General features: G+C 70.0%; 21 protein-coding genes. 9 read left to right on the forward strand and 12 right to left on the reverse strand.

The window, feature by feature from the left end:
- Positions 1-18: 18 nt before the first annotated feature.
- The 6 genes from ABD648_RS15245 to ABD648_RS15270 all read right to left on the reverse strand — a co-directional run bounded on the left by ABD648_RS15245 (position 19) and on the right by ABD648_RS15270 (position 5763).
- Complete coding sequence (locus ABD648_RS15245; RefSeq protein ID WP_282215805.1) at positions 19-987, reverse strand: phosphotriesterase family protein; 969 nt, start codon at positions 985-987, stop codon at positions 19-21.
- Positions 987-1946, reverse strand: a complete 960-nt coding sequence (locus ABD648_RS15250; RefSeq protein ID WP_282215806.1) for a shikimate dehydrogenase family protein — start codon at positions 1944-1946, stop codon at positions 987-989. Before ABD648_RS15250 ends, ABD648_RS15245 begins: the two co-directional genes overlap by 1 nt.
- A 10-nt stretch (positions 1947-1956) precedes the next feature.
- A complete protein-coding gene (locus ABD648_RS15255; protein WP_282215807.1) occupies positions 1957-2910 on the reverse strand; it encodes an NAD(P)-dependent oxidoreductase in 954 nt (317 codons plus the stop codon).
- Positions 2910-4400, reverse strand: a complete 1491-nt coding sequence (gene xylB / locus ABD648_RS15260) for a xylulokinase (protein WP_282215808.1) — start codon at positions 4398-4400, stop codon at positions 2910-2912. The genes ABD648_RS15255 and xylB overlap by 1 nt, the downstream gene beginning before the upstream one ends.
- Before the next feature lie 8 nt (positions 4401-4408).
- Positions 4409-4993, reverse strand: coding sequence for a glucose-6-phosphate isomerase family protein (locus ABD648_RS15265; RefSeq protein ID WP_282215809.1), 585 nt, complete (start codon positions 4991-4993; stop codon positions 4409-4411).
- A gap of 233 nt (positions 4994-5226) precedes the next feature.
- Positions 5227-5763 carry a CGNR zinc finger domain-containing protein gene (locus tag ABD648_RS15270; protein ID WP_282215810.1) on the reverse strand — a complete coding sequence of 179 codons (537 nt, stop codon included), beginning with the start codon at positions 5761-5763 and terminating at the stop codon, positions 5227-5229.
- A 48-nt stretch (positions 5764-5811) separates the two neighbouring features.
- On the opposite strand from ABD648_RS15270, the gene ABD648_RS15275 reads away from it, so the two are divergent.
- The 7 genes from ABD648_RS15275 to ABD648_RS15305 all read left to right on the forward strand — a co-directional run bounded on the left by ABD648_RS15275 (position 5812) and on the right by ABD648_RS15305 (position 13514).
- On the forward strand, positions 5812-6813 hold the full coding sequence (locus tag ABD648_RS15275; RefSeq protein ID WP_344709435.1) for an EamA family transporter: 1002 nt from the start codon (positions 5812-5814) through the stop codon (positions 6811-6813).
- Positions 6814-6886: 73 nt separating this feature from the next.
- Positions 6887-7843: a Dyp-type peroxidase gene (locus ABD648_RS15280; RefSeq protein ID WP_282215812.1), complete on the forward strand. Its 957-nt coding sequence runs from the start codon at positions 6887-6889 to the stop codon at positions 7841-7843.
- Positions 7836-9065 (forward strand): MFS transporter, encoded by a 1230-nt coding sequence (locus ABD648_RS15285; RefSeq protein WP_282215813.1) that lies wholly within the window; start codon positions 7836-7838, stop codon positions 9063-9065. Before ABD648_RS15280 ends, ABD648_RS15285 begins: the two co-directional genes overlap by 8 nt.
- A gap of 102 nt (positions 9066-9167) precedes the next feature.
- Complete coding sequence (locus tag ABD648_RS15290) at positions 9168-9896, forward strand: GntR family transcriptional regulator (protein WP_282215814.1); 729 nt, start codon at positions 9168-9170, stop codon at positions 9894-9896.
- A complete protein-coding gene (locus tag ABD648_RS15295) occupies positions 9893-11419 on the forward strand; it encodes an MmgE/PrpD family protein (RefSeq protein ID WP_282215815.1) in 1527 nt (508 codons plus the stop codon). Before ABD648_RS15290 ends, ABD648_RS15295 begins: the two co-directional genes overlap by 4 nt.
- The gene (gene prpB, locus ABD648_RS15300) at positions 11419-12321 is read left to right on the forward strand and encodes a methylisocitrate lyase (RefSeq protein ID WP_282215816.1); all 903 of its coding nucleotides are present in this window, start codon (positions 11419-11421) and stop codon (positions 12319-12321) included. Before ABD648_RS15295 ends, prpB begins: the two co-directional genes overlap by 1 nt.
- Positions 12322-12323: 2 nt before the next feature.
- A complete protein-coding gene (locus tag ABD648_RS15305; protein ID WP_282215817.1) occupies positions 12324-13514 on the forward strand; it encodes a bifunctional 2-methylcitrate synthase/citrate synthase in 1191 nt (396 codons plus the stop codon).
- A gap of 42 nt (positions 13515-13556) precedes the next feature.
- On the opposite strand, the gene ABD648_RS15310 is transcribed toward ABD648_RS15305, so the two are convergent.
- Entirely contained in the window at positions 13557-13979 is a 423-nt protein-coding gene (locus ABD648_RS15310) for an META domain-containing protein (RefSeq protein WP_282215818.1), read from the reverse strand.
- A gap of 293 nt (positions 13980-14272) precedes the next feature.
- Between ABD648_RS15310 and ABD648_RS15315 the strand changes: the two genes are divergently transcribed.
- A complete protein-coding gene (locus ABD648_RS15315) occupies positions 14273-16456 on the forward strand; it encodes a trypsin-like serine protease (protein WP_282215819.1) in 2184 nt (727 codons plus the stop codon).
- 102 nt (positions 16457-16558) lie between these two features.
- On the opposite strand, the gene arfA is transcribed toward ABD648_RS15315, so the two are convergent.
- From arfA to ABD648_RS15340, 5 genes are all read right to left on the reverse strand, one after another.
- A complete protein-coding gene (arfA, locus tag ABD648_RS15320) occupies positions 16559-18094 on the reverse strand; it encodes an arabinosylfuranosidase ArfA (protein ID WP_282215820.1) in 1536 nt (511 codons plus the stop codon).
- Between the two features lie 54 nt (positions 18095-18148).
- Positions 18149-19066, reverse strand: a complete 918-nt coding sequence (locus ABD648_RS15325) for a carbohydrate ABC transporter permease (RefSeq protein ID WP_282215821.1) — start codon at positions 19064-19066, stop codon at positions 18149-18151.
- On the reverse strand, positions 19066-20031 hold the full coding sequence (locus ABD648_RS15330; protein WP_282215822.1) for a carbohydrate ABC transporter permease: 966 nt from the start codon (positions 20029-20031) through the stop codon (positions 19066-19068). The genes ABD648_RS15325 and ABD648_RS15330 overlap by 1 nt, the downstream gene beginning before the upstream one ends.
- Positions 20028-21365 (reverse strand): substrate-binding domain-containing protein, encoded by a 1338-nt coding sequence (locus ABD648_RS15335; RefSeq protein ID WP_282215823.1) that lies wholly within the window; start codon positions 21363-21365, stop codon positions 20028-20030. Before ABD648_RS15335 ends, ABD648_RS15330 begins: the two co-directional genes overlap by 4 nt.
- A gap of 95 nt (positions 21366-21460) precedes the next feature.
- On the reverse strand, positions 21461-22507 hold the full coding sequence (locus ABD648_RS15340; protein ID WP_282215824.1) for a LacI family DNA-binding transcriptional regulator: 1047 nt from the start codon (positions 22505-22507) through the stop codon (positions 21461-21463).
- A gap of 78 nt (positions 22508-22585) precedes the next feature.
- Between ABD648_RS15340 and ABD648_RS15345 the strand changes: the two genes are divergently transcribed.
- Positions 22586-23845, forward strand: a complete 1260-nt coding sequence (locus tag ABD648_RS15345; RefSeq protein WP_282215825.1) for an FAD-binding protein — start codon at positions 22586-22588, stop codon at positions 23843-23845.
- The last annotated feature ends 114 nt before the right edge of the window (positions 23846-23959 follow it).

The following is a 23959-nucleotide window of genomic DNA, read 5'->3' on the forward strand; positions in this document are numbered from 1 at the left end:
ATGACGCGGCGCCGCGACTCACGCCGAGAGCGTGAGCAGGCGCGCGGGGTTGGCGACCAGCATCCGGTCGACGGCATCGTCGCCGATCAGCGCGCGGAGACGCGGGACGTAGCGCTCGCCGAGGTAGCCGAGGCCGGGCATGCCGCCGTAGGCGAGGTAGCGGGTGCGCCGGGCGACGTCTCCGCCGAGCACCACGCGATCGCCCGCTCCGCGCTCGACGACGGATGCGGTCAGCGCCAGCAGCTCGGCATCGGACCGCGTGCGCGGCCGCGCGAAGCCGTCGTACCCGAGGTAGGCGCCTCGTTCGGCGAGGGAGACGTGCAGCCCCGGATCCGGATCGCGATCGGCGTGCGCGAGAACCACACGATCGGATGCCACGCCTTCGGCCGCGAGCAGGTCGAGGACCTCGTGGGCCGCGGTGCAGAACTCCAGGTGCACCATCACCGGCGCGCCCGTGCGGCGATGCGCGACGGCCACGGCCAGGAGGGTGGCCTGCTCGAAGGGGCTGATGCGCCAGTAGTCGACGCCGCCCTTCAGCAGTCCCGCCCGGACGGGGGCACCGCCCGGCCCCGCCGCGCGAGGCGCGTCCGCCGTCTCGAGCACGTCCTCGTCGGCAGCCGGCATCCCGTGCGAGATGTCGGCGACGAACAGGGCTCCCAGACGGTCGACGTCCCAGACCTGCATCGGGTGATCGGCGCCGTAGTGCGCCTCGCGATGCCGGCCGGTGGTCGCGACGATGTGCAGGCCGGACGCCGCGCTGATCCGGGCGACCGCCGCGGGGTCGCGCGCGAGGCCGAACGGCGTGGCATCCACCATCGACTCGAAGCCGCTCGCCCTCAGCAGGCTCGCCTCCGCACCGGACGCGGTCTCGTCGTCGAGCTCGTCGCGGGGGAGCAGGGGCGAGACCTGGAACAGGTGCTCGTGGTAGTCCACCCGCCCGAGCGCGGCCGGCTCGATGTCGCCGAGCACCGTCCGCACGACCGGCATCAGCGCACCGACTCCGCCGCCTCGGCGAGCCGCTCGACAGTGTCGGGGGTGAGATCGAGCTCGAACACGTCGGCCACGACCTGCGACCAGCCGTGGATGAAGTACCGCCAGCCGTCGACGACGTGCAGCGACCGGGCGGCCTCCTGCGCCCGGGCCTGGTGCAGGAACTCGAGCGACCCGCGGTAGTTGAACTCCCAGGCGTAGGCATCCTCGGGGAACACGACGGCATCGGTCAGGGGCGAGCCGGGCCGGTCCTTGCCGAGTCCCGTGGCGTTCGCGATGACCGATCCCGGGGGAGCGGCGGCCACGACCGCGTCTGCCTCCGAGGGTGTCGCCGTGACGACGTAGTCGATCAATCCTTCGCGCGAGCCGTGCTGGCGGTGCACCTCGCGCAGGTGATCGAGCTTCTCCTGCGACCGGGCGGTCACCGTGATGCGGGCGGGAGCGTCGACGCGCTCCGCAAGGGCCCAGCTGAGCGCCGTGCCCGACCCGCCCGCGCCGAGGATGACGATCTCGGCACCCGTGCGGGCGAAATGGTCGCCCGGGAGGAAATCGTTCAGCGCGAGATCGACCGTGATCGGATCCTTTGCGCGCCCCGACAGCAGCGGCCCGCGCTTCGAGATGCTCGAGATCTCGGCGCACGACACCGCGAACGGATCGAGCTCGTCGAACAGCTCGGATGCCGCGGCGTACACGTTCATCTTGTGCGTGGTCACCAGGGCGCCGCGATGGTGCGGGTCGTCGCGGATCTGCTCGACCATCGCGCGGTACTGCGCCGGCGTCGCATCCATCGGCAGGTCATGGCCGATCAGCGTGCGGGTCGGCAGGCCGAGGATATCGGCCCACAGCGGGAACACCTTCATGATCGACGACGACGCCGTCGTCACGCCGACGAAGCCCATGTAGTCGGCCTGCGTCGTCGGGTCGGCGAGCGGATCGGTGGTGAGGGACGCGGTCATCGGGAGTCTCCTAGCGGGCGGTCACGGGATGGGCGGGCTCTTCGCCCCGGAGAACGGCGAGCGCGTCGGCGAGCGAGATCGAACCCATGTTGTCGACGGCCTGCGTGGTCTGTGCGCCGAGATGCGGTGTCACGATCACGCGGTCCGCGAGGGCCGGGTCCAGCAGTGGGCTGCCCTGCGCCGCGGTGTCGCCGTCGAGGGTGTCGGCCGCGTAGCCGGCGAGGATGCCGTCACGCAGGGCCTCCGCGATCGCGGCCTCGTCGACGAGGTCGCCGCGGGCGGTGTTCACCAGCACGGTGCCTCGACGCATGTGGGCGAGCCGTCCGGCGTCGACGAGCAACTGACCGCCCGGAGCGTGCAGCGTGATCACGTCCGCGACGCGGAACAGCTCGTCGAGGTCGATCGGCTCGGCGCCGTTCGATCGGATCACGTCGGCCGAGAGGTACGGGTCGGCGGCGACGACGCGCGGACCGAATCCGCTCAGGCGCTTCGCCACGCCCTGACCGATGCGGCCGAAGCCGACGATCCCGACGACGGCGGCGCCCAGCTCGCGTCCGCGCCGCACGCTCCAGTCACCGACGCGCACCCGGCGGTCGCCGTCCGGCACGAAACGGAGCGCGGCCAGCATCAGGCCGACCGCGTGGTCGGCGACGGCATCCGCATTGGCGCCGGGGGTGTTGGTGACCGGGATGCCGCGGCGACGGGCCGCCTCCAGATCGACGGCCTCGGTGCCGACGCCGTAGCGGGCGACGATCCGGAGCTTCGGCGCCGCCTCGAGGTGCTCGTCGGTGATCGCTCCGGTGCCCGCGATCCAGGCGTCGGCGCCATGCAGCAGCGGTCGGAGCTCGGCGAAGTCGTGGTGAGCGGGACCGCGCAGGATCCGGTGTCCGGCCTGTGCCGCGCGGCCGACGAGGTCGAGGTCGCCGTCCGAGAAGGAGCGGCTGGTGACGAGGATCACGCCCATCAGCTCGGCCGTCCTGCGAACCAGGGGGCGAGTGCGGTGTAGGCGTCGGTGAACCGGGCGTGGCGCTCGGCGTACACCGCGTGGCGCCCGGCATCCGGGGTGAATTCGGCCGTCACCTCGCTGAGGGCGCGGGCTGCCGAGAAGTCGGCGAGGCCCAGGCCCACCGCACCCGTGACTGCGGCGCCGAGGCTGTTGGCCTCTTCCACGATCGTGCGCCGCCGCACCGGGACACCCCACACGTCGGCGAGGACCGAGAGGTAGACGTCGCTCTGCGCGCCGCCGCCGACCGCGTCGATGCGGTCGATCGCGGCGCCCGATTCCCGGAACGCCTGGATGCAGGTGAGCAGGTTGAACGCGGTGCCCTCGAGCACCGCGCGCATCAGGTGCGCCCTGGTGTGGTGGCGTGCGAGGCCGACGAAGGCGCCGCGGGCGTCGGGGTCCCAGAGCGGGGAGCGCTCGCCGAGCAGGTACGGCAGGAAGTAGAGGTCGTCGGTGTCGATGTCGTCCGCCGCCTCGGCGATGAGCCGTCCGGTCTCGGGGTGCGCGGGGTCGGGGGAGAGGGCCTCGGCGATCCACTGCACGGATGCTCCGCCGGCCTGCATCGTGGCGGTCGGGACGAACGATCCCGGCACGACGTTGTCGAACGTGAAGGTGCGCATCGCGGGGTCGTGCAGTGGCGCATCGGCCGCGAACGAGATCCACGACGAGGTGCCGAGGCAGACGTACGCGCCGTCCTCGGGCGCGACCACGCCCGAGCCCACGGCGGCGAGCGGGCCGTCGCCGCCGCCCATCACCACGGGAACGCCTGCGGGCAGGCCGAGCGCGTCGGCGGCAGCATCCATCAATCCGCCCGCGATGTCGGTCGACTCGAGGATCTCGGGGAAGAGGGCCGGGTCGAGGCGCGCGGCCTGCAGCACTTCGTCCGACCAGGTGCCGGAGCGCTGGTCGTAGGCGTTCGTGCCGGAGGCGTCGGAGCGATCGGTCGCCAGGCGTCCGGTGAGCCGCAGCACGATGAAGTCCTTCGCCACGCAGACGCGGCGCACGCGCGACCAGGTGTCGGGCTCGTTGTCGCGCACCCACATGACCTTCTCGAGGGAGTAGGTCGGGTTGAGGCGGTGTCCGAGGATCTCGTAGGCGTGCTCCGCGCCGAGGGCCGCCTCGAGTTCGCGCTGCTGGGCGCCCGCTCGTGTGTCGGCCCAGATGATCGCCGGGCGCGTGGGTTCGCCATCGGCGTCGAGCAGCACGGCGCCCATCATCTGCCCGCTCACGACGAGGCCGGCGATGTCGGCCGGGGCCGTCTCGGTGCGCGCGAGCAGGTCGCGGGTCGCGGCGACGACCGCGTTCCACCAGTCGGCCGGATCCTGCTCGGCGATCCCGCCCGCGGCGAAGTGCGCCGGGTACGGCACGGTGACAGCCGCGACCAATCGTCCGTCGTCGTGGTGGAGCGACGCCTTGTCGCCGGTGGTCCCCAGATCGTGCGCGATGAGCATGGCGGACCCTATCCGGCGTACGGGCGCAGGTCGACGCCGTCGGTGCCGGCAGCCGCCCGGTAGGCGCGCGAGCCCATACCGTGCTCGAGCACCCAGCCGTAGTCGTGGCCGGCGCCGCCCGGGTAGACCGCGAGGAACGCGTAGGGCTCGTCGCCCGTGTTGACCGAGCGGTGTGCCCAGCCCGGTGGGATGTAGCCGATCGTGCCCGGGAGCATGTCGAGCCATTCGGTGCGCTCGCCGTCGAACATGAGCAGTCCGCCGCGGCCCTTCAGCGCGAGGTAGATCTCGCCCTGGTGGTTCGGATGCTGGTGCCCCTTGGTCATCCACAGCTCGCCCGACGTGTCGCCCGGCATGATCGTGGTGATCGACTGGGGGAGCTCGCGGTCGACCTCGGGGACGGGGGAGCTCACGACGGTGTAGACGACGGGGTTGTCTCCCGCGGATGCTGCGGCCCAGGCGTCGGCGTCGAGGAAGAGCCCTTCGAGGTCCGACATCCGCCGGGTGAGGGTCGGCCCTTCGGGGGAGAGGGTCAGCTTCTCGGCATCGAAGGCGATCGCCATCGGAGAGAGCGGCGGGGTGTGGAACTCGGGCATCGGTGCTCCTCGTAACGGATGCTGCGGCGCTGCGCAACCTGTAATGACAAGTTGAGTGTACCTGTGATGACAGGTTCGCGTCCAGGGCATGCTGCGCATCCGCGCGGCGAGCGGTGCTCGCGAGTGCGGCCTCGGTCGTTGAGCGAGCGCAGCGAGCGTTGTACTGAGCGAGCGGAGCGAGTCGAAGTGACGAAACGCAGCGAGGAGCTCGGTGAGGTGGAGCGGCGGCCGCGTCAGGCGTCGGCGCGGCGGGCGCGGTACGCGGCGACCGCGTTGCGGTTGGCGCACGTGGCCGAGCAGTAGCGCTTCGAGCGGTTGCGGGAGAGGTCGAGCGCGAGGGCCTCGCACGTGTCGTCATCGCAGATCGTGATGCGCGAGCCCTCGTCGGCGCGGATGACGTCGATCAGAGCCATCGCCGTCTCGATGAGCACGCGCTCGGCGAGCGGACGCTCGTCGGCGACGGCATGCAGGTGCCAGTCGGTGCCGTCGTGGCGCACGAGGTGCGGTGTGAGCGTGCTCTCGTCGAGGGCGCGGTTCACCCGATCGACCATCTCGTCGCGCGGGGCCAGCAGCATCGCCCGCAAGCGGGGGCGCAGTTCCTGGAGTGCTGTGAGCTCGGCCTCGTCGCGGTCGAGTCGACCCGTGTAGGGGAACTCCACCAGGAATGCCGCGTAGTCGTGGAGGTCGGCGAGTGTCTCCGGGTCCTCCGCGGAGTTCACGAGCCAGACCGCCGAGCGGAGCGCCTCGGCCGTGTCATCGGTGAAGATCATGTTGACATCTTACATCCGAGACGCGTAACGTCACATCCCATGAGCACTATGGCAAATGACACCGTCGCCACGGCCGCGTCCGGCGTGCGTCTCGGGCTGCCGCTGGCGATCGGGGCCGCGTTCGCCTTCGGCATGTCCGGCGGCTGGGCGCGGGGTCTCATGGATGCCGGGTGGACGCCCGGTGCTGCGGTGACGGCGCGCATCTCCGTCGCCGCGCTGGTGCTGCTCATCCCGACGATCCTGTCCCTGCGGGGACGGTGGGGGCTGCTCCGACGCAATATCGGCCTGATCGCGGCCTACGGCCTGCTCGCGGTGGCGGCCACGCAGTTCTTCTACTTCCAGGCCGTGGCCGTGATGGATGTCGGCATCGCGCTGCTCATCGAGTACACGGCGCCGATCGCCGTGATCCTCTGGCTCTGGCTCCGCCGTGGCGAGCGGCCGAGTCGACGCAGCATCCTCGGCGCGGTGATCGCGTTCGTCGGCCTCGTGCTCATGCTCGACATCGTGACCGGTGCCGAGGTGAACGCCGCCGGCATCCTGTGGGCCCTCGGCGCCATGGTCGGCGCCGCGACGTACTTCCTGCTCTCGGCCAAGGCCGACACGGGGCTGCCGCCGGTCGCGCTCGCCGGGAGCGGCCTGCTGCTCGGAGCGTTCGGTCTGATCGTTGCCGGCGCCGTCGGCGTCCTGCCCATCGCGTGGAGCACCGACGGCATCGCCTACCGCTTCGGCACCGTGCCGTGGTTCGTGCCGGTCCTGGCGATGGGTGTGCTCGCGACGGCGCTGGCCTATCTTCTCGGCATCGCCTCGACGCGGATGCTGGGGTCGAGACTCGCCTCGTTCGTCGCGCTCGCCGAGGTCGTGGCCGCGCTGCTCTTCGGGTGGCTGCTCCTCGGTCAGCTGCCGGACCTGCTCCAGGCCCTCGGCGGTGTGCTCGTGCTGGCGGGCGTCGTGGTCGTGAAGCTCGGGGAGCCGGTGCCGGCGACAGCGGCGGAGTTCGTCGAGCCCCTGCCGGAGGCGCCACCTGTGGTGAAGCCGCAGCGCTCCCTCTAGATTTGAAGCCTCATCCTCGGGAGGCAGACGTGCGCGCACCGCAGCAGATGGAGTTCCCTGCCGGAGGCACGGCATGACGCCCGCCTCGTCGCGCCGAGTGCCGATCGAACCGCAGACGGTCGATGCGCCGCTCAGCGACTGCGCGGTGTTCCTCGTGCTCACGATCCGCGACGGAGAAGCGTCGCTGGACACGGTGCGGAGCGTGCTCGGCGACCTCGGCGGACTCGTCGCGAACGTGGGCTTCCGCGACCTGGATGCCTCGCTGTCCTGCATCGCCGGGGTCGGCGCACGCGTGTGGACTCCTCTCACCGGGCAGCCCCTCCCGAAGGAGCTGCACCCGTTCCGCCCGGTCGTCGGCGCCCAACACACGGCGGTGTCCACGCCAGGCGACCTCCTGCTGCACATCCGCGCGTCACGCCGGGATCTGGTCTTCGAACTGGAGCGCCAGCTCCTCGACCTGCTCGCAGGCGCGGTCGACGTCGTCGACGAGACGGTCGGCTTCCGCTACTTCGACGCGCGCGACCTGCTCGGGTTCGTCGACGGGACGGCCAATCCCGTGGGTGCGGCACTGCCCGAGGCGACCCTCGTCGGTGATGAGGACCCGGCGCATGCGGGCGGGAGCTACGTGGTCGTGCAGAAGTACACGCATCCGCTGCAGTCCTGGAGAACGGTGACGGCCGAACAGCAGGAGGCCATCATCGGCCGCACCAAGGCCGACAACATCGAGCTCGACGACGCGGCCGACGGCCAGAAGTCGCACAAGACTCTGTCGACGATCGTCGTCGACGGCGTCGAGCACGACATCCTCCGCGACAACATGCCGTTCGGCAGCCCCGGTTCGGGAGAGTTCGGGACCTACTTCATCGGCTACTCACGCCGGCTGTGGGTGATCGAGAAGATGCTCGAGCGCATGTTCATCGGAGATCCACCCGGCCTGCACGATCGCCTGCTCGACTTCTCCGTGCCGCAGACGGGCTCGACGTTCTTCGCGCCGTCGGCCACCGCCCTCGAGGCGCTCGGCGATGGGTGACGCCGCGCGCTCGTCTGCTGCCCGCCCCCGGCGGGTCTCGCACGGCACGGGTTTCTGGATCGTCGCCGCCGGCTTCCTGGTCGTCATGGCCTACTCCACGGTCCCCACTCCCCTCTATCCGCTTTATGAGGAGCGCGACGGGTTCCCGGTCTGGATGATCACGGTCATCTTCGCCGCCTACGCGGTCGGTGTCGTCGTCAGCCTCTTCTTCCTCGGGCACATCAGCGACTGGGCGGGCAGGCGGCGGATGCTGCTGATCGCGATCCTCGTGTCCGTGGTCTCAGCGGTGCTCTTCCTGTCCTGGTCGTCGCCCGCCGGACTCATCGTCGCCCGGCTCGTGAACGGGATCAGCATCGGTGTGCTGACCGCGACGGCGACCGCACACCTGAGCGAGCTGCGCGCACGATCGCGTCCCGGCGAGAGCGCCATCGTCGCGGCATCCGTCGCGGGTGCGGCGAATCTCGGCGGCCTCGCCCTCGGCCCGCTGATCGGGGGGCTCTTCGCGGAGTTCGTGCCCGCCCCGCTGATCGTGCCCCACGCGGTGTTCCTCATCGCGCTCGTGCTGGCGGGTATCGCCGTCGCCTCGGTACCCGAGACCGTCGACGCGCCGGAGACCCCCGTGCACTATCGGCCGCAGCGGCTCTCCGCGCCGTCCGGGTCCCGTTCGACGTTCGTCGCCGCCGGGTTCGGTGCCTTCGCGTCGTTCGCACTGCTCGGCCTGTTCACGTCGCTCGCCCCGTCGATCCTCGTCGGCACGTTCGCGCAGCACGACCACCTGGTGGCTGGTGCCACGACCTTCGCGGTCTTCGGAGCGGCGGCGGTCGGCCAGCTTCTGCTCGCGAGGATCGCGCTGCGCATCCAGCTCCTGATCGCGACGATCAGCTGCGGGGTGGGACTGGCGGCGGTCGCGATCGGAGCGCTGGCGCCGCAGTTCGCCGTGTTCCTCCTGGGCGGCATCGTCGCCGGGCTGGGCGTGGGCGTTCTCTTCAAGTCGTCGATCGCGACCGCCGCGTCGCTCGCATCGCCCACACGCCGCGGGGAGACGCTCGCGTTCATCTTCCTCATCGCGTACTGCGGGCTCGCTCTTCCCGTGCTCGCCGCCGGGGTCGCCCTGGTCTTCGTTCCGGAGAGCATCGTCGTGGTGGTGTTCGTCACCCTCGTGCTCGTCGCCACCGTCGCCGCCGGAATCGCCATGACCCGGAAGGCGCGCTCCGATGCGTGACGCCTGCCGAGCGTGATGCCCGGCAGGTGATCAATGTATACGTGAGGCGTCTTCAGGTCGCTTCCGCGCCCTGGAAGGCGACTTTGTGTATACACTGAGGCCATGACCCTCTCCGTCGAGCGCACCTCCGCGAGTGATCGCGCGTACGCGGCGCTGCTCGACGGCATCCAGTCCGGAGACCTCGCGGCCGGCGTCGTCCTGGGCGAGGTCGAGCAGGCGGATCGCCTCGGGGTGAGCCGCACCCCGATGCGCGAGGCACTGCGCCGCCTGATCGCCGACGGCCTCGTCGTGCAGCAGTCGCCCCGGGTCACCGTCGTGGCGGATCTGGATGCCGACGACATCCGCTCGCTCTTCGAGATCCGCCGTGCGCTGGAAGAGACGTCCGCCCGCCTCGCCGCCGCCAGAGGAGACGCGCGCCTCTTCGCCGCCCTCGCCGACGAGTTCGCCCACGTCGATCTCGACGCCGCCGAAGGGCGGGACGCCTACTACGCCCTGATCGGCCGCTTCGACGCCGCACTCGATGCGGCCGTCGCCAACGACTACATCGCCTCCGCCCTCCGCACCGTGCGCACCCATCTCGTGCGCGTGCGGCGGATGGCGCGGGACAAGCCTGCCCGGCTCGCGGCGTCCGCCGCCGAGCATCGCACGATCGCGCAGGCGCTCGCCGCGCGCGATGGCGACCTCGCCGCGCACGCCACGCACGTGCACCTGCATAACGCTCTCACCGGCATCCTCGAATCCCTGAACGAACACGTTTCGTCACTTCGACTCGCTCCGCTCGCTCAGTACAACGCTCGCTCCGCTCGCTCAACGACCGAAAGAGTCTCATGACCGTCACCCACCACGTCCGCGTGCACCGCAGCGACGAGAACCTCGAACGTTCCGACCAGCTCGCCTGGAAGATCGCGGAGGTCGCCGCCGACCAGGTCGAGGTCGAGCAGGACGTCGTCGACATGATCATCAACCGCATCATCGACAACGCCTCGGTCGCCGCGGCATCCCTCACGCGCGGTCCGATCAACGCGGCCCGCGCGCAGGCGTTCAGCCACCCGGTCTCGACCGGCGGCGTCGGGGCGAACCTCTTCGGCGCCGCGCTCGACCACCGCACGAGCCCCGAGTGGGCGGCCTGGGCGAACGGCGTCGCCGTGCGCGAGCTCGACTACCACGACACGTTCCTCGCGGCGGAGTACTCGCACCCGGGCGACAACATCCCGCCGATCCTCGCGGTCGCGCAGCACACCGGCAAGGACGGCCGTGCTCTCGTGCGCGGGATCGCGACCGGCTACGAGATCCAGATGGACCTCGTGCGCGCGATCTGCCTGCACAAGCACAAGATCGACCACGTCGCACACCTCGGCCCCTCGGCCGCGGCCGGCATCGGCACCCTCCTCGGGCTCGACGTCGAGACGATCTACCAGGCCGTCGGCCAGGGGTTGCACACCACGACCGCCACGCGCCAGAGCCGCAAGGGCGAGATCTCGACCTGGAAGGCGCACGCCCCGGCCTTCGCGGGCAAGATGGCCGTCGAGGCGGTCGACCGGGCGATGCGCGGACAGACCAGCCCCGCGCCGATCTACGAAGGCGAAGACGGCGTGATCGCCTGGATGCTCGACGGCAAGGATGCCGCCTACGAGGTGCCGCTGCCCGCCGCGGGCGAGCCGAAGCGCGCGATCCTCGACTCGTACACGAAGGAGCACTCGGCCGAGTACCAGGCGCAGGCCTGGATCGACCTGGCCCGCAAGCTCGGCACCGAGAACCCGGCGCTCCGCGACCCCGCGAACATCGCACAGGTCGTGCTGCACACGAGCCACCACACGCACTACGTGATCGGCTCCGGGGCGAACGACCCGCAGAAGTACGACCCGACGGCATCGCGCGAGACGCTCGACCACTCGATCCCGTACATCTTCGCGGTGGCACTGCAGGACGGCGGCTGGCACCACGTCGACTCCTACGCCCCGTCGCGCGCGGCGCGCCCCGATACCGTCGAGCTGTGGCACAAGATCACCACGGCCGAGGATGCCGAGTGGACGCGCCGCTACCACTCCGAGGACCCCGACGTGAAGGCGTTCGGTGGCCGCGTCGAGTTCCTGCTCACCGACGGCACGACCGTGGTCGACGAGATCGCCGTCGCCGACGCGCATCCGCTCGGTGCTCGGCCGTTCGCCCGCGAGAACTACATCGCGAAGTTCCGCCTGCTCGCGGAGCCCGTGCTCGAGCCGGCCGAGATCGAGCGCTTCCTCGAGCTGGTGCAGCGCCTGCCCGAGCTGACGGCCGCCGAGGTCGGCGAGCTGTCGATCGTCGCGAAGCCCGGCCTGCTCGAGGGTGCCGACGCGCCGAAGGGGCTGTTCTGATGCTGTACTCCACGACGACGCCCGCCGAGAAGCGGCGTCTGTTCCGGGAGCGGCTCGCGAGCGGTGAGCTGCTGCGCTTCCCCGGGGCGTTCAATCCGCTCAGCGCTCGCCTGATCGAGCAGAAGGGCTTCGACGGGGTCTACATCTCCGGCGCGGTCCTCGCCGCGGACCTCGGGCTCCCCGACATCGGCCTCACCACCCTCACCGAGGTCGCCGGCCGTGCGAAGCAGATCGCCCGGATGACCGACCTGCCGGCGATCGTCGACGCCGACACCGGTTTCGGCGAGCCGATGAACGTGGCCCGCACGATCCAGGAGCTCGAGGATGCCGGGCTCGCCGGCACGCACATCGAGGACCAGATCAATCCGAAGCGCTGCGGTCACCTCGACGGCAAGAGCGTGGTCGACGAGAACACCGCGATCAAGCGCATCCGTGCGGCCGCCGACGCCCGTCGCGATCCGAACTTCCTCATCATGGCCCGCACCGACATCCGCGCGGTCGAGGGCCTGGATGCCGCGATCGACCGCGCCAAGGCGCTGGTGGATGCCGGAGCGGATGCCGTCTTCCCCGAGGCGATGCGGACCCTCGCCGAGTTCGAGGCGATGGCGGACGCGTTGGACGTGCCGATCCTCGCCAACATGACCGAGTTCGGCAAGAGCGAGCTGTTCTCGGTCGACCAGCTGCGGGACGCCGGAGTGAACCTCGTGATCTGGCCGGTGTCCCTGCTGCGTATCTCGATGGGGGCATCCGGCCGTGCACTGGATACTCTGAACGACGAGGGGCACCTGACCTCGAAGCTCGGCGAGATGCAGCACCGCGCCGATCTCTATGACCTGATCGACTACGAGTCGTACAACCACTTCGACTCGGGCGTCTTCAACTTCACCATCGAGAAGGAGTGACCGTGACCGAGCCGGACATCAAGAAGGGCCTCGCGGGCGTCGTCGTCGACACGACCGCGATCTCGAAGGTCAATCCCGAGACGAACAGCCTGCTGTACCGGGGATACCCGGTGCAGGAGCTGGCCGCGACGCAGCCCTTCGAGGCGGTCGCCTACCTGCTCTGGAACGGAGAGCTGCCCACGGCGGAGGAACTCGCGGCGTTCCGCCTCACCGAGCGCCGGCACCGCGCCCTCTCGCCGGTCGTCAAGGACGCGATCGACCGGCTGCCGCTGGACTCGCACCCGATGGACGAGGTGCGCACCGCCGTGAGCGTGATCGGCGCGATCGAGACCGCCGGCATCGCCAACGTTCTCGATGCCGTCGGCACGCCGGAGGAGAACCTCGAGCGCAGCCTGACCCTGTTCGCCGCGCTTCCCGCGATCGTCTCGTACGGTCAGCGTCGTCGCCGGGGGCTGGAGCCCGTCGAGCCGCGCGACGACCTCGACTACGCCGCGAACTTCCTCTGGCTCACGTTCGGCGAAGAGCCGGAGCCTGCGGTGGTCGACGCGTTCAACCGCTCGATGATCCTCTACGCGGAGCACTCGTTCAACGCCTCGACGTTCACGGCCCGTGTGATCACCTCCACGCTGAGCGACCTGTACTCGGCCGTGGTCGGGGCTATCGGCGCGCTCAAGGGTCCGCTGCACGGTGGTGCGAACGAGGCCGTCATGCACATCTTCGACGAGATCGGCACGGCGGACCAGGTCGAGGCCTGGCTCGAGAAAGCGCTCGCCGAGAAGCGCAAGATCATGGGATTCGGGCACCGCGTGTACAAGCGCGGCGACTCCCGGGTGCCGACGATGAAGGCCGCGCTCGACTCGCTCGTCGCGCACTACGACAAGCCGGCCGTGGCCGAGCTGTACGAGACGCTCGAGCGCGAGTTCGTGGCGCGCAAGGGCATCTACCCGAACCTCGACTACCCCTCGGGGCCGGCGTACAACCTGATCGGTTTCGACACGCTCACGTTCACGCCGCTCTTCGTCGCCGCACGCATCACGGGGTGGACCGCCCACATCATCGAGCAGCAGTCCTCGAATGCGTTGATCCGTCCGCTGTCGGCCTACGACGGCCCGGACGAGCGGCACATCGACGAGTACGAGCCCGACACCGCCGCGATCGACGTGCTCGAACGCCCGGAGGAGGCCGCCGGCTGAGTCGACGTGCGCCCGCCCGCTGATCGGCCCCTCGGCGTCCGATCAGTGGGAGCGGGCGAGTTCGCCGAGTCGTGCGCCGGAGGAATCCAGCGCGACGAGCACGTCGCCGTCGATCTCGACGGCGCGGACGCCGCGCAGCCAGTCATCCACGCCGACGCACGCCTTGAGCGTCGATGCGAAAGGCGCCAGTTCGAAGCGGCCGTCCGCGGCGACGTAGGTGGTGCTGATGCCGTTGCATCCGTCGCTGCCGTTCACCGTGCCGTCTTCGGTGAACTCGAGGTGGGGTTTGCCGGTGGCATCGTCGCCCCAGTGGCCGACGACGTCGGCGGCGTTCGCTGCGCCGCCGTTCGTGGGCGTCGATGTGGGTGCCGCGTCTCCCGCCGATGACGCGCAGGCGGTGCCGACCAGGGCGAGAGCGCCGAGCATCGCGACGCCGATCAGGGTTCGTGCGATAGTTCGGCTCATGCACGCCACTGTAGTCGGATGAGTCGCGACGCCGAGGGTTCATCGAGTCGATGGAACAACGCGCGCAGACTTTCGTCCATCTTATGAATTCCTCGTGAATGGACGCGCTTTCCTGTGTGTTCGCTGAGTAGGGTTGGGGCGATCCCTCGCTGTGACGGCGGGGGACTCTGCTGCTCGGGGGACCAGCGTCGCACTTCGCGCCCCGACCGGGACGCAGACGGGCCGTGTGCATCAGCACGAGGCCGCAGTCCACAAGTGAATGACGATCCGCGACCAGCAAGGACATACATCACATGAAGCACAGAGGGACAGGACGGCGCCCACTGGCGTTGACCGCCGCAGCGACGATCGCCCTTTCGGGGCTCTTCATCAGCGCACCGGCCTTCGCCGAAGACGGGGCTGACCTGCCCGCCGACCCGTCGGTGACGACGTCGGAGACCGCTGCACCGGAAGCGCCTGCGGAGACCGCAGCTCCGACGGCACCGGTGGAGACCGAGGCGCCCGCCGCCCCGGCCCCCGAGGTCCTCAAGGCTGTGGCCGAGGCAGCGGAGAGCGGCGTCGAGGTTCTCGCCGTCGGCTCGAACGCGGCCGGCCAGGACGTCGTGGTCGTGACCGAGGCGAGTGCCGGCGAGGAAGCCGCGATCGAGGAGTTCGCGGTCGAGGCCGAGCTCGAGGACCCGAAGATCGTCACGGCCGCCGCCACCCTGGAGAAGTTCGCCGAGGGCGACCTCGTCGGCGGACAGGGCTACCTCAGCGTGCGTGAGTCCGACGGCGCGGCATGGGCCTGCTCGATCGGCTTCTCCGCCTTCGCTCCCGACGGCTCGGCCGCGCTGCTGAGCGCCGGCCACTGCGCGTTCGACGACGCCGACGACAAGCTCTCGGCCACGACGCTGAGCATCCCCAACCAGGAGCCGGCCGTCGGCGGAACGGGCGGCCTCCCGGCCGACCCCGAGCTGCTGGGCCGCTTCGGCTTCGCCCAGTTCGGCAGCACGAACAACGCCGCCGGTTCGAACGGCGACACCAACGCGACCGACATCTCGGTCATCGACCTCGAGGCCGGCTTCAACCCGCTTCCCGCCGTGACCGACTGGACGACCGCGGGCGCTTCGCTCGACTCGCTCGCCGCCAGCACCATCCCGGTGACGGCGGTCGGTGCTCCGACGGCCGGCGCCGTCTCCAAGAGCGGCCGCACGACCGGCTACACGACCGGCGCGATCGACGGGAACGACGTCCTCGACGGCTGGGCGAACATCAGCGGACAGTGGGTCCGGGGCTTCTCCAGCAACACGCTGGCGGCTCCCGGTGACTCCGGCGGATCGGTCATCCAGGGCAACACGGCCGTCGGCGTGATCAGCGGCGGCAGCGCGGCAGATCCCGCGACCGGCGCCGAGCAGTTCACCTGGGCGACGTCGCTCGTGCACGCGCTTCCGAAGACCGGCGGATACGAGGTCGCACTCGACCTCGCCGCACCGGTCATCACGAGCCCGGTCGCCGGCGCCGACGTCACTCCCGGCCAGACCGTCAGCGGCACCGCCCCCGGCGCGACCTCCGTCATCGTGAACGTGGGAGCCGGCGACCAGACGGTCCCCGTCTCCAACGGCGCGTTCTCCTTCGCGGGCCCCGTCGCACTGGGCGCCGGATCGATCTCGGTCACGTCCGCGAACGGCTTCAGCCGCTCGGACACGACCACCATCGCCGTCACCGTGAAGGCGGCTCCGCTCGCTGCGCCGATCATCACCTCGCCGACCAGCGGCACGACCATCACGCCGCCGGTCACGGCGATCACCGGCACGGGTCTCCCGACTGCCGACATCACGGTCGTCGACGGTGCGGGCGCCACGCTCGGCACGGCAGTGGTCGACGGGACCGGCAACTGGACCGTCGACGGGCTGACCCTCGGATACGGCTCGCACACGGTCGTCGTCACGCAGTCGCGCGCCGGCGAGGTCTCCCCGGAGGCCACGGCCAGCTTCACGGTCGTGCCGGTCGCTCCGGGCGTGACGTCGATCGCGGGCGGCTCGGCCTTCCCGCATGACGCCGGCCCCTCGTCCCTCTCCGGCACGGGTATCGACGGCGCCACGGTGACCGTGGTGCTCACCGGTGTCGACGCGCCCGTGGCGAAGGCGGATGCCGGTGCCCTCGCGGCGCTGAGCGGTGTCTACACCACGACCGTCGCCGGCGGCACGTGGAGCGTGACGTTCCCCGAGGTCCTCATGACCGGTTCGTACACGGTCTCCGCGCGGCAGAGCGTCTCCGGCTTCGTCTCCTCGGCGACGCTGGTCTCGTTCTCCGTGCTCGGCGTGCCGGCACCGGGTGGCGGCGTCGTCGCTCCCGGCGGCACCGGCACCGGCAACGGCAACCTCGCCCAGACGGGTGCCGATGCTCTGGTCCCGATGGGTGCCGCGGCCGTCGCGCTCGCGCTGCTCTCGGGCGGACTGCTGCTGATGGCACGTCGTCGTCGGACGATCGAGGCCTGACCGCACTGATCGGAACCTGATTCGACACGACCTCGGTCGTACTCGGACGACGAAGAAGCCCGGTATCGGAGGATACCGGGCTTCTTCGTTCTCGACGCGGGGTCAGGCGCGGGTCACGTCCAGCTCGATGACCGACCACGACAGCGGCGGGAGCGTCGAGCGCACGGCGCCGTCGACGACCTCGGCACGCGCGAGCGGCACCATGTGCACGGAATCGGGAGCCGTCTCGAGGTTCGCCGTGTGGCGGTCGCCGCCCTCGGGGATGGTCAGCGTCTCGGCGTTCACGACGCGCAGGTCGCCGAGCCCGTGCAGGTCGATCGTGAGGTCGCTCTCCTCGTCGAGCGAGCGGTTGGCGACGAACACCACGACACGTCCGGTGGCCTCGTCCCAGGTCGCCGCCGCATCGACCGCGTCGACGCCGCCGTAGCGCTTCGTCTCGATCTGCGGGGCGGCGACCGCGAGCCGCAGGATCCGACCCTTCGCCAGGCGCGCCATCCGCTCGAACGGCCAGAAGCTCGTCTGGCGCCACGCGGCCCCGCCCTCCTCCGAGCGGATCGGCGCGATCACGTTCACGAGCTGCGCCTGGTTGGCGATCTTCACTCGGTCGCCGTGGCGCAGCAGGCTGTTGAGCAGAGTGCCGACGACGACGGCATCCGTCACCGAATAGGTGTCCTCGATGAGGCGAGGATGCTGTCGCCAGCCGGCCTTCTCGATCTCGCCCGCCTCGACGTCGTTGTACTTGACCTGGTCCCACACGTTCCACTCGTCGAACGAGATGTCGACCTGCTTGGTGTGCTTGCCCGCTGCCTTGACCGCGTCGACCGTCGCGATGACGCCCTCGATGAAGGCATCCATGTCGACCGACTCCGCGAGGAACGACTCCGCGTCGCCGTCGTGCTCCTGGTAGTACGCGTGCATCGAGACGAAGTCGACCTCGTCGTAGGCGTGGCTGAGCACGGTGTGCTCCCAGGTGCCGAAGGTCGGCATCGAGCGGCCGGAGGAACCCACGGCGACCAGCTCGATCGACGGGTCGACGAGCTTCATGGCCTTGGCGGACTCCTGCGCGAGACGGCCGTACTCTGTCGCCGTCTTGCCGCCGATCTGCCACGGCCCGTCGAGCTCGTTGCCGAGGCACCAGAGCTTGATGTCGAAGGGCTGCTCTGCGCCGTTCTTGCGGCGAAGGTCCGACCAGTACGTACCGCCGGGGTGGTTCGCGTACTCCACGAGCGCGCGGGCCTCCTCGACGCCCCGGGTGCCGAGGTTGACCGCCTCCATGACCTCGACGTCGGCCTCCTTCGCCCAGTCCATGAACTCGTGCAGGCCGAACGCGTTGGTCTCGATCGTGTGCCACGCGCCGTCGATGCGCACGGGCCGATCCTCGGCGGGCCCGACGCCGTCCTCCCAGCGGTAGCCGGAGACGAAGTTGCCGCCGGGGTAGCGGACCACGGTCGGGCCCATCTCCTTCACCAGTGCGAGCACGTCCTGACGGAATCCACGCGCATCGGCCTGCGGGTGGCCGGGTTCGTAGATGCCGGTGTAGACGCAGCGGCCCATGTGCTCGACGAACGAGCCGAAGAGCCTCCGGGGGACGTCGGCGATCGTGAAGTCGCGGTCGATGGTGATGCGGGCCTGAGACATTGCTCTCCTAGTGAGTGGGCCGTGGGTGTGGGAACGGATGCCGCGAGGGCAGGGCTACTGACCGCCGAAGCCGCTCGTCGCGACTCCCTTGACGATCTGCTTCTGGAAGATGAGGAACACGACGATGAGCGGAAGTGCGGCGAGCACGGCCTGCGCCATGACCTGCGCGTACTGCACGCCGTACGCGCTGATCACCGTCTGGAGTCCGACCGGCAGCGTCATCAGCGTGGTGTCGTTGATGACGAGGAACGGCCAGAGGAAGTTGTTCCAGGCGGCGATGAACACGAAGATGCCGACGGATGCCATGATCGGGCGGGACAGCGGCAGCACGATCGACCAGAAGATGCGCAGACGACCGGCGCCGTCGACGCGGGCCGCGTCTTCGAGCTCGATCGGGATCGCGTCGAAGAACCGCTTCAGGATGAACACCATCGCGGGTGCGACGACCTGCGGCAGGATCAGGCCCCAATAGGTGTCGATCAGGTTGAACGCGAGCATCTCGTAGAACAGCGGGATGATCAGCACCTGCGGCGGCACCACGATCGAGGCGATGATGACGACGAACAGCCACTTGCGTCCGGTGAAATCCAGTCGCGAGAAGGCGTACGCGGCCAGCGCCGAGATCGTCAGCGTGATCAGGGTGATCGCGACCGAGGTCCAGAGGCTGTTGAAGGCCCACGTGTACACGTTGCCCTGCGACAGGATCGCGGTGAACGCGTCGATCGTGGGGCCGGCGGCGCCGATCCAGCCGGGGTCGCCTGATGCGGCATCCGTCTCGGTCTTGAACGCGGTGGCGACGGCCCAGAGGAAGGGCAGCAGCCAGCCGATCGCGAGCAGCAGCAGGACGACGAAGGCCGTGATGCGCAGCGGCCCGAACGGCTTCTGGCCGGGCAGGTGCCCGCGGCGGGGCTTGCGCGTGTCGGGGGTGGTGATCGCCTCGGTGCGGGTGGCGGTGACGGTGGCGGTGGACATCAGAACTGCTCCTTCCGGCGGCGCGTGATGAGAGCCTGCACGACGCCGAGGATGACGATGAGAGCGAAGAAGACGTAGGAGATGGCGGCCGAGTAGCCGAACCGGTAGCTGACGAAACCGGCCTCGTAGATGTACTGGACGATCGAGCGGGTGGTGTCGCTCGCGACGCCACCGAGCATCTGGTACGCCTGGTCGAAGAGCTTCAGCGAGGCGAGGATCTGCAGGATCAGGATCAGGACGGTCGCCGGTCCCAGCTGCGGGAGCGTGATCGACCAGAACTGGCGCCAGGCGCCCGCGCCGTCGAGCGACGCCGCCTCGTACTGCTGCGGCGGGATGTTCTGCATCGCTGCCAGGTACAGCAGGAAGTTGAACCCGACGGTCCACCACACCGTGGCGATCACGATCGACAGCATGTTCGTGTCGGGGTTCTGCAGCCAGGCGAGCGGTTCGAGGCCGAAGAACTTCAGGATGTTGTTGGCCGCGCCGACCTGCGGGTTGAAGATCCAGACCCAGATCTGCGAGATCACGGTCGAGGCGAGAAGGAACGGCATGAAGAACGACAGCCGCCAGAGCCACTGGCCGGGGATGCCGCGGTCGACGAGGGCGGCCATCACGAGGGCGATCACGACGAGCGGCACCGTGGAGAGCAGCGTGAACCACACGGTGTTCCCCATCGACTGCCACATCTTCGGATCGCCGAGCGCCTCGACGTAGTTGGCGAAGCCGACGAACGCGCCGCCGGCGCCGGTCAGCGACTGATCCGTGAAGCTGAGGATGATGCCGTGCACGATCGGCCAGGCCAGGAACAGGATGAAGGCCACGAGGAACGGGGCGAGGAAGGCCCAGCTGATCAGCTGCTCGCGGTTGCGGGAGCCGGGGCGGCGGGCGGGAGCCGCGGTCTTCGATCCGGTGACGATGGTGCGCGTGGAATCGGTGGAGCCGATGGCGGAGGTCGAGGTGGTCATGATCCGAACGTCCCTTCGGGGTCAGCCGGGTTGGGCTGTCGGAGCAGAGTGTTGACGCGTGCCTCGAAGCGGTCGATCGCGGCAGCGGGGTCGTCGCCCGAGAGCAGCACGCCCTGCACGGCGGCGCCGAACTCGGACTGGAAGTTCGATCCCGATCCGGTGAACCACGCGGTCGGGTCGTAGACGACGTGCTGCGCGGCATCGGCGTAGTGCGCCTGCGGGATGAGGTCGTCGTATTCGGGGGACTCCGTGACCGGGAGGAAGGCGGGGATGTGCCCGGCCTCGGCCCACCCGAAGGATCCCTTCAGCATGTCGGCGACGAACTGGTAGGTCAGGTCGCGACGGACGGGGTCGGCGTTCGTCTGGTGCGGGAGCACGAAGGAGTGCGAGTCGGCGTAGACGGCCGGGGTCCCGAACAGGGTGGGGATCATGGTCGCGTCGAAGGGGAGTTCCGCCGCCTGCATCGTGCGCAGCTCCCAGACGCCGGTGAAGAGCATGCCGCTCTTGCCGGTCGCGAACTCGGCGACAGCGCTGCCGTAGTCGGCCTGCGCGAGCGCGATCTCGCCGTCGAGGAGCGTGCGCATCAGCGACAGCGACTCGACGGCGACGTCCTTGTCGATCTCGGCGGGGCCGCCCGGCGGAAGCTCGATGGCGCCGCCGTGCTGCGAATAGAAGGTGTAGAACAGGCGCCACATCTGGGCGCCGTCGCCGAGGTAGCCGTAGGACAGCGCGTGCCCCTCGGCCTTGCCGCCCACTTCGCGCAGCTGGTCGAGGAACTCCTCGGGGGACGAGGTCTCGGTGAGCCGGCCGTCGCTGTCGAGGACCCCGGCCGCGTCGCAGATGTCGGTGTTGAACATCATCACGAACGGGTGGGCGTCGAGCGCGATGCTGTACATGCCCTCGCCGACGAAGCCCTTCTCCCAGATCGGCTTCGGGAACGTCGAGCTGTCGATGCCGAGCGAGGCGAGCTTGTCGACGTCCCAGCGGTCGAGCAGGCCGCCCGGTGCCCAGCCGACGGTGCGGGTGGCGTGCATGATCGCGACGTCGGGTGCGCGGCCGCCGGCGCCCGCCATCGCGAGCTTCGTGTAGTACGGCGTACCCCAGGCGAGCACGGTGGGACGGATGCGGAACGCGCTCTGCGCGCCGTTCACGTCGTCGAGCAGCTGCGACATGGTGACACCGTCGCCTCCGGAGAGCAGGTGCCAGAACTGCAGCGTCTGGGGTCCCGAGCCGGGGACCGCACCGGGTGCGCAGCCGGCGAGCAGGGCTGTGCCGGCGGCCACCGAGGCGGCGGTCAGGAACTGCCTACGGGACAGATCGAGTGGGGGCGTCATCGTCACTCCTTCGTGACCGGTGGGTGGACGACCTCATCATTACATCGATGTAATCGGCGCGCAAGAAGCAGAACCGGATTAGGTCGAATGGCGTTTCAGGGGCGGTAGCCCGCGGGGCGCCCTGCGGTGCTCGCGCGCTCGAGGAGATGGTGTGACAGCGTGAGGGAGCGCGGCGGGGTGCTGCGATCGTCCATTCGCGATTCGAGCAGACCGAGCGCGGCCTCGGCGAACGCGCGACGGTCGAAGGCCACCGAGGTGAGCGCGGGGGAGGTGTACTTCGAGAACTCCACGTCGTCGAAGCCCGTGACGATCACGTCGTCGGGAACGCGGATGCCGTGATCGTGCAGCGTGTGCAGGGCTCCGAGCGCCAGCGAGTCGGTGAAGGCCACGATCGCGTCGAACGCGACTCCGCGGGCGAGCAGGGTGCGCGCGGCATCCGCTCCTCCCGACATCGACCAGGGCAGGCGGTTCACCTCGAGCGCCGGGTCCCGCGGGATGCCGGCTTCACGCAGGGCGTCGTGCACGCCTTCGAGTCGGAGCCGGCTGGTCGCCGTCGCGACGGACGGGTCGTCATCGGCGCCGACGACCGCGATCCTCGTGGCGCCGCGCGAGAGCACATGTCGGGTGGCATCCGCGGCGGCCACGCGACTGTCGATGCGCACGTGGTCGGCCCTGTTCTGCTCGACCTCGCCGATCACGACCAGGGGCGGGAGGCGGTCGGCGTACTTGATCACGCTGTCCTCGAGGCGGATGGGGTTGAGGATCAGCCCGTCGACGAGGTGCGCCCTGGCACGCGAGACGAGCTCCTTCTCGCGCTCGGGCTCCGACGCGGTCTCCTCGATCTGCACGGCCAGGCCCCGCTCGTGCGCGGCCTCCACGATGCGGTGCATGAGCTCGGCGGAGAAGGCGGTGGCGAGATCGGGAAGAGCCACCGCGATGATGCCGGACCGACCCTTGCGGAGTCCGCGCGCGCTCAGATTCGGGACGAAGTCGAGCTGCGTCATCGCGGACTCGACCCTGGCGCGCGTCTCCTCGCGCACGGCCACGGTTCCGGTGACGACGTTCGAGACCGTCTTGATCGACACCCCGGCGAGGGCGGCGACGTCTTTCATCGTCGCGCGTGGCGGGGGCGTCGCTGTCATCCGGTCAGCCTAGTGGGGACCGTCTCCGGCGGGGGAGTACAACGATGTAGCCGGATGGCTCGCGGCTATCATGGCGCCATGGGCAACGAACGCAACTGGGCGGGCAACCTCACGTATCGCGCATCCCGTGTGGAGCATCCTTCGTCGACGGAGGAGCTGGCCGCGCTGCTCGCACAGGGCGGCGCCCTTCGGATGCTGGGATCACGGCACAGCTTCAACGACCTCGCCGACACCGACGGTCTGCTCGTGGCCCTCGACGCCCTGCCCGCGGTGTTCGAGGTGAACGAGGCGCGCGATGCCGTCCGCGTCTCGGGGGGTCTCCGCTACGGCGACATCGCGCCGCTGCTCCAGGCGGAGGGGCTCGCGCTGGCGAACCTCGCCTCGCTCCCGCACATCTCGGTGGCCGGCGCGATCATCACCGGCACGCACGGCTCCGGAGACGCGATCGGCTCGCTGTCGAGCGCGGTGCGGGCGCTCACGATCATCACGCCGGCAGGCGAGACCCGCACGCTGCGCCGAGGTGACGACGACTTCGACGGTGCGGTGGTGAGTCTCGGCGCGCTCGGAGCCGTCGTCGACCTGACCCTCGACGTCGAGCCCACCTACGAGGTCGCGCAGCACGTGTTCGAGCATCCGGACTGGGACGCGATCCTCCGCGACTTCGACGATGCGACCGCGGCCGGCACGAGCGTGAGCATCTTCTCCACCTGGCAGCGCACCGACATCGCCGACCAGATCTGGGTCAAGCAGCGCCTCCCCGAGGCGCACGAGGCCGCGCGGGAGTCGCTGTTCGACCGCCTCGGCGCGGCGGCCGCCGTGAGCAAGCGGCATCCGATCCTCGGTGTCGATCCGGTGGCCTGCACGGATCAGCTGGGCGTGCCGGGACCCTGGTCCGAACGGCTGGCCCACTTCAAGCTCGAGTTCACGCCCTCGGCCGGTGCCGAGATCCAGAGTGAGTACCTCGTCCCTCGCGCCGACGCGGTCGCCGCGATCCAGGCCGTGCGCACGCTCGCCGGCCAGATCGCTCCGCTGCTGCTGGTCAACGAGATCCGCACCGTGCGGGCCGACAGCCTCTGGCTGAGCTCATCGTTCGAGACGGATGCCGTCGGCATCCACTTCACGTGGAAGCCCGAGGAGGCCGCGGTCCGGGCGCTCCTCCCGGCGATCGAGGCGGCCCTGCCGCCGACGGCCCGCCCGCACTGGGGCAAGGTGTTCACGCTCGACGGCGCCGAGGTGCGCTCGCGCTACCCGCGGTTCGACGACTTCGCCGCCCTCGCCGCCCGCTTCGATCCCGAGAGCCGCCTGGTGAACCCGTACCTGGAGCGCCTCGGGCTGTAGCGGCCCTTCGACAGGCCCAGGGACCCAGGACAACCTGGGTTGCTGAGCTTGTCGAGGCATCGGATGCCGTTGCACCTGCAGGGTTGTTCTCGGTAACATCGCCGGAGCAGCCGA

Source organism: Microbacterium luteolum (assembly GCF_039533965.1).
Lineage (GTDB): Bacteria > Actinomycetota > Actinomycetes > Actinomycetales > Microbacteriaceae > Microbacterium > Microbacterium luteolum.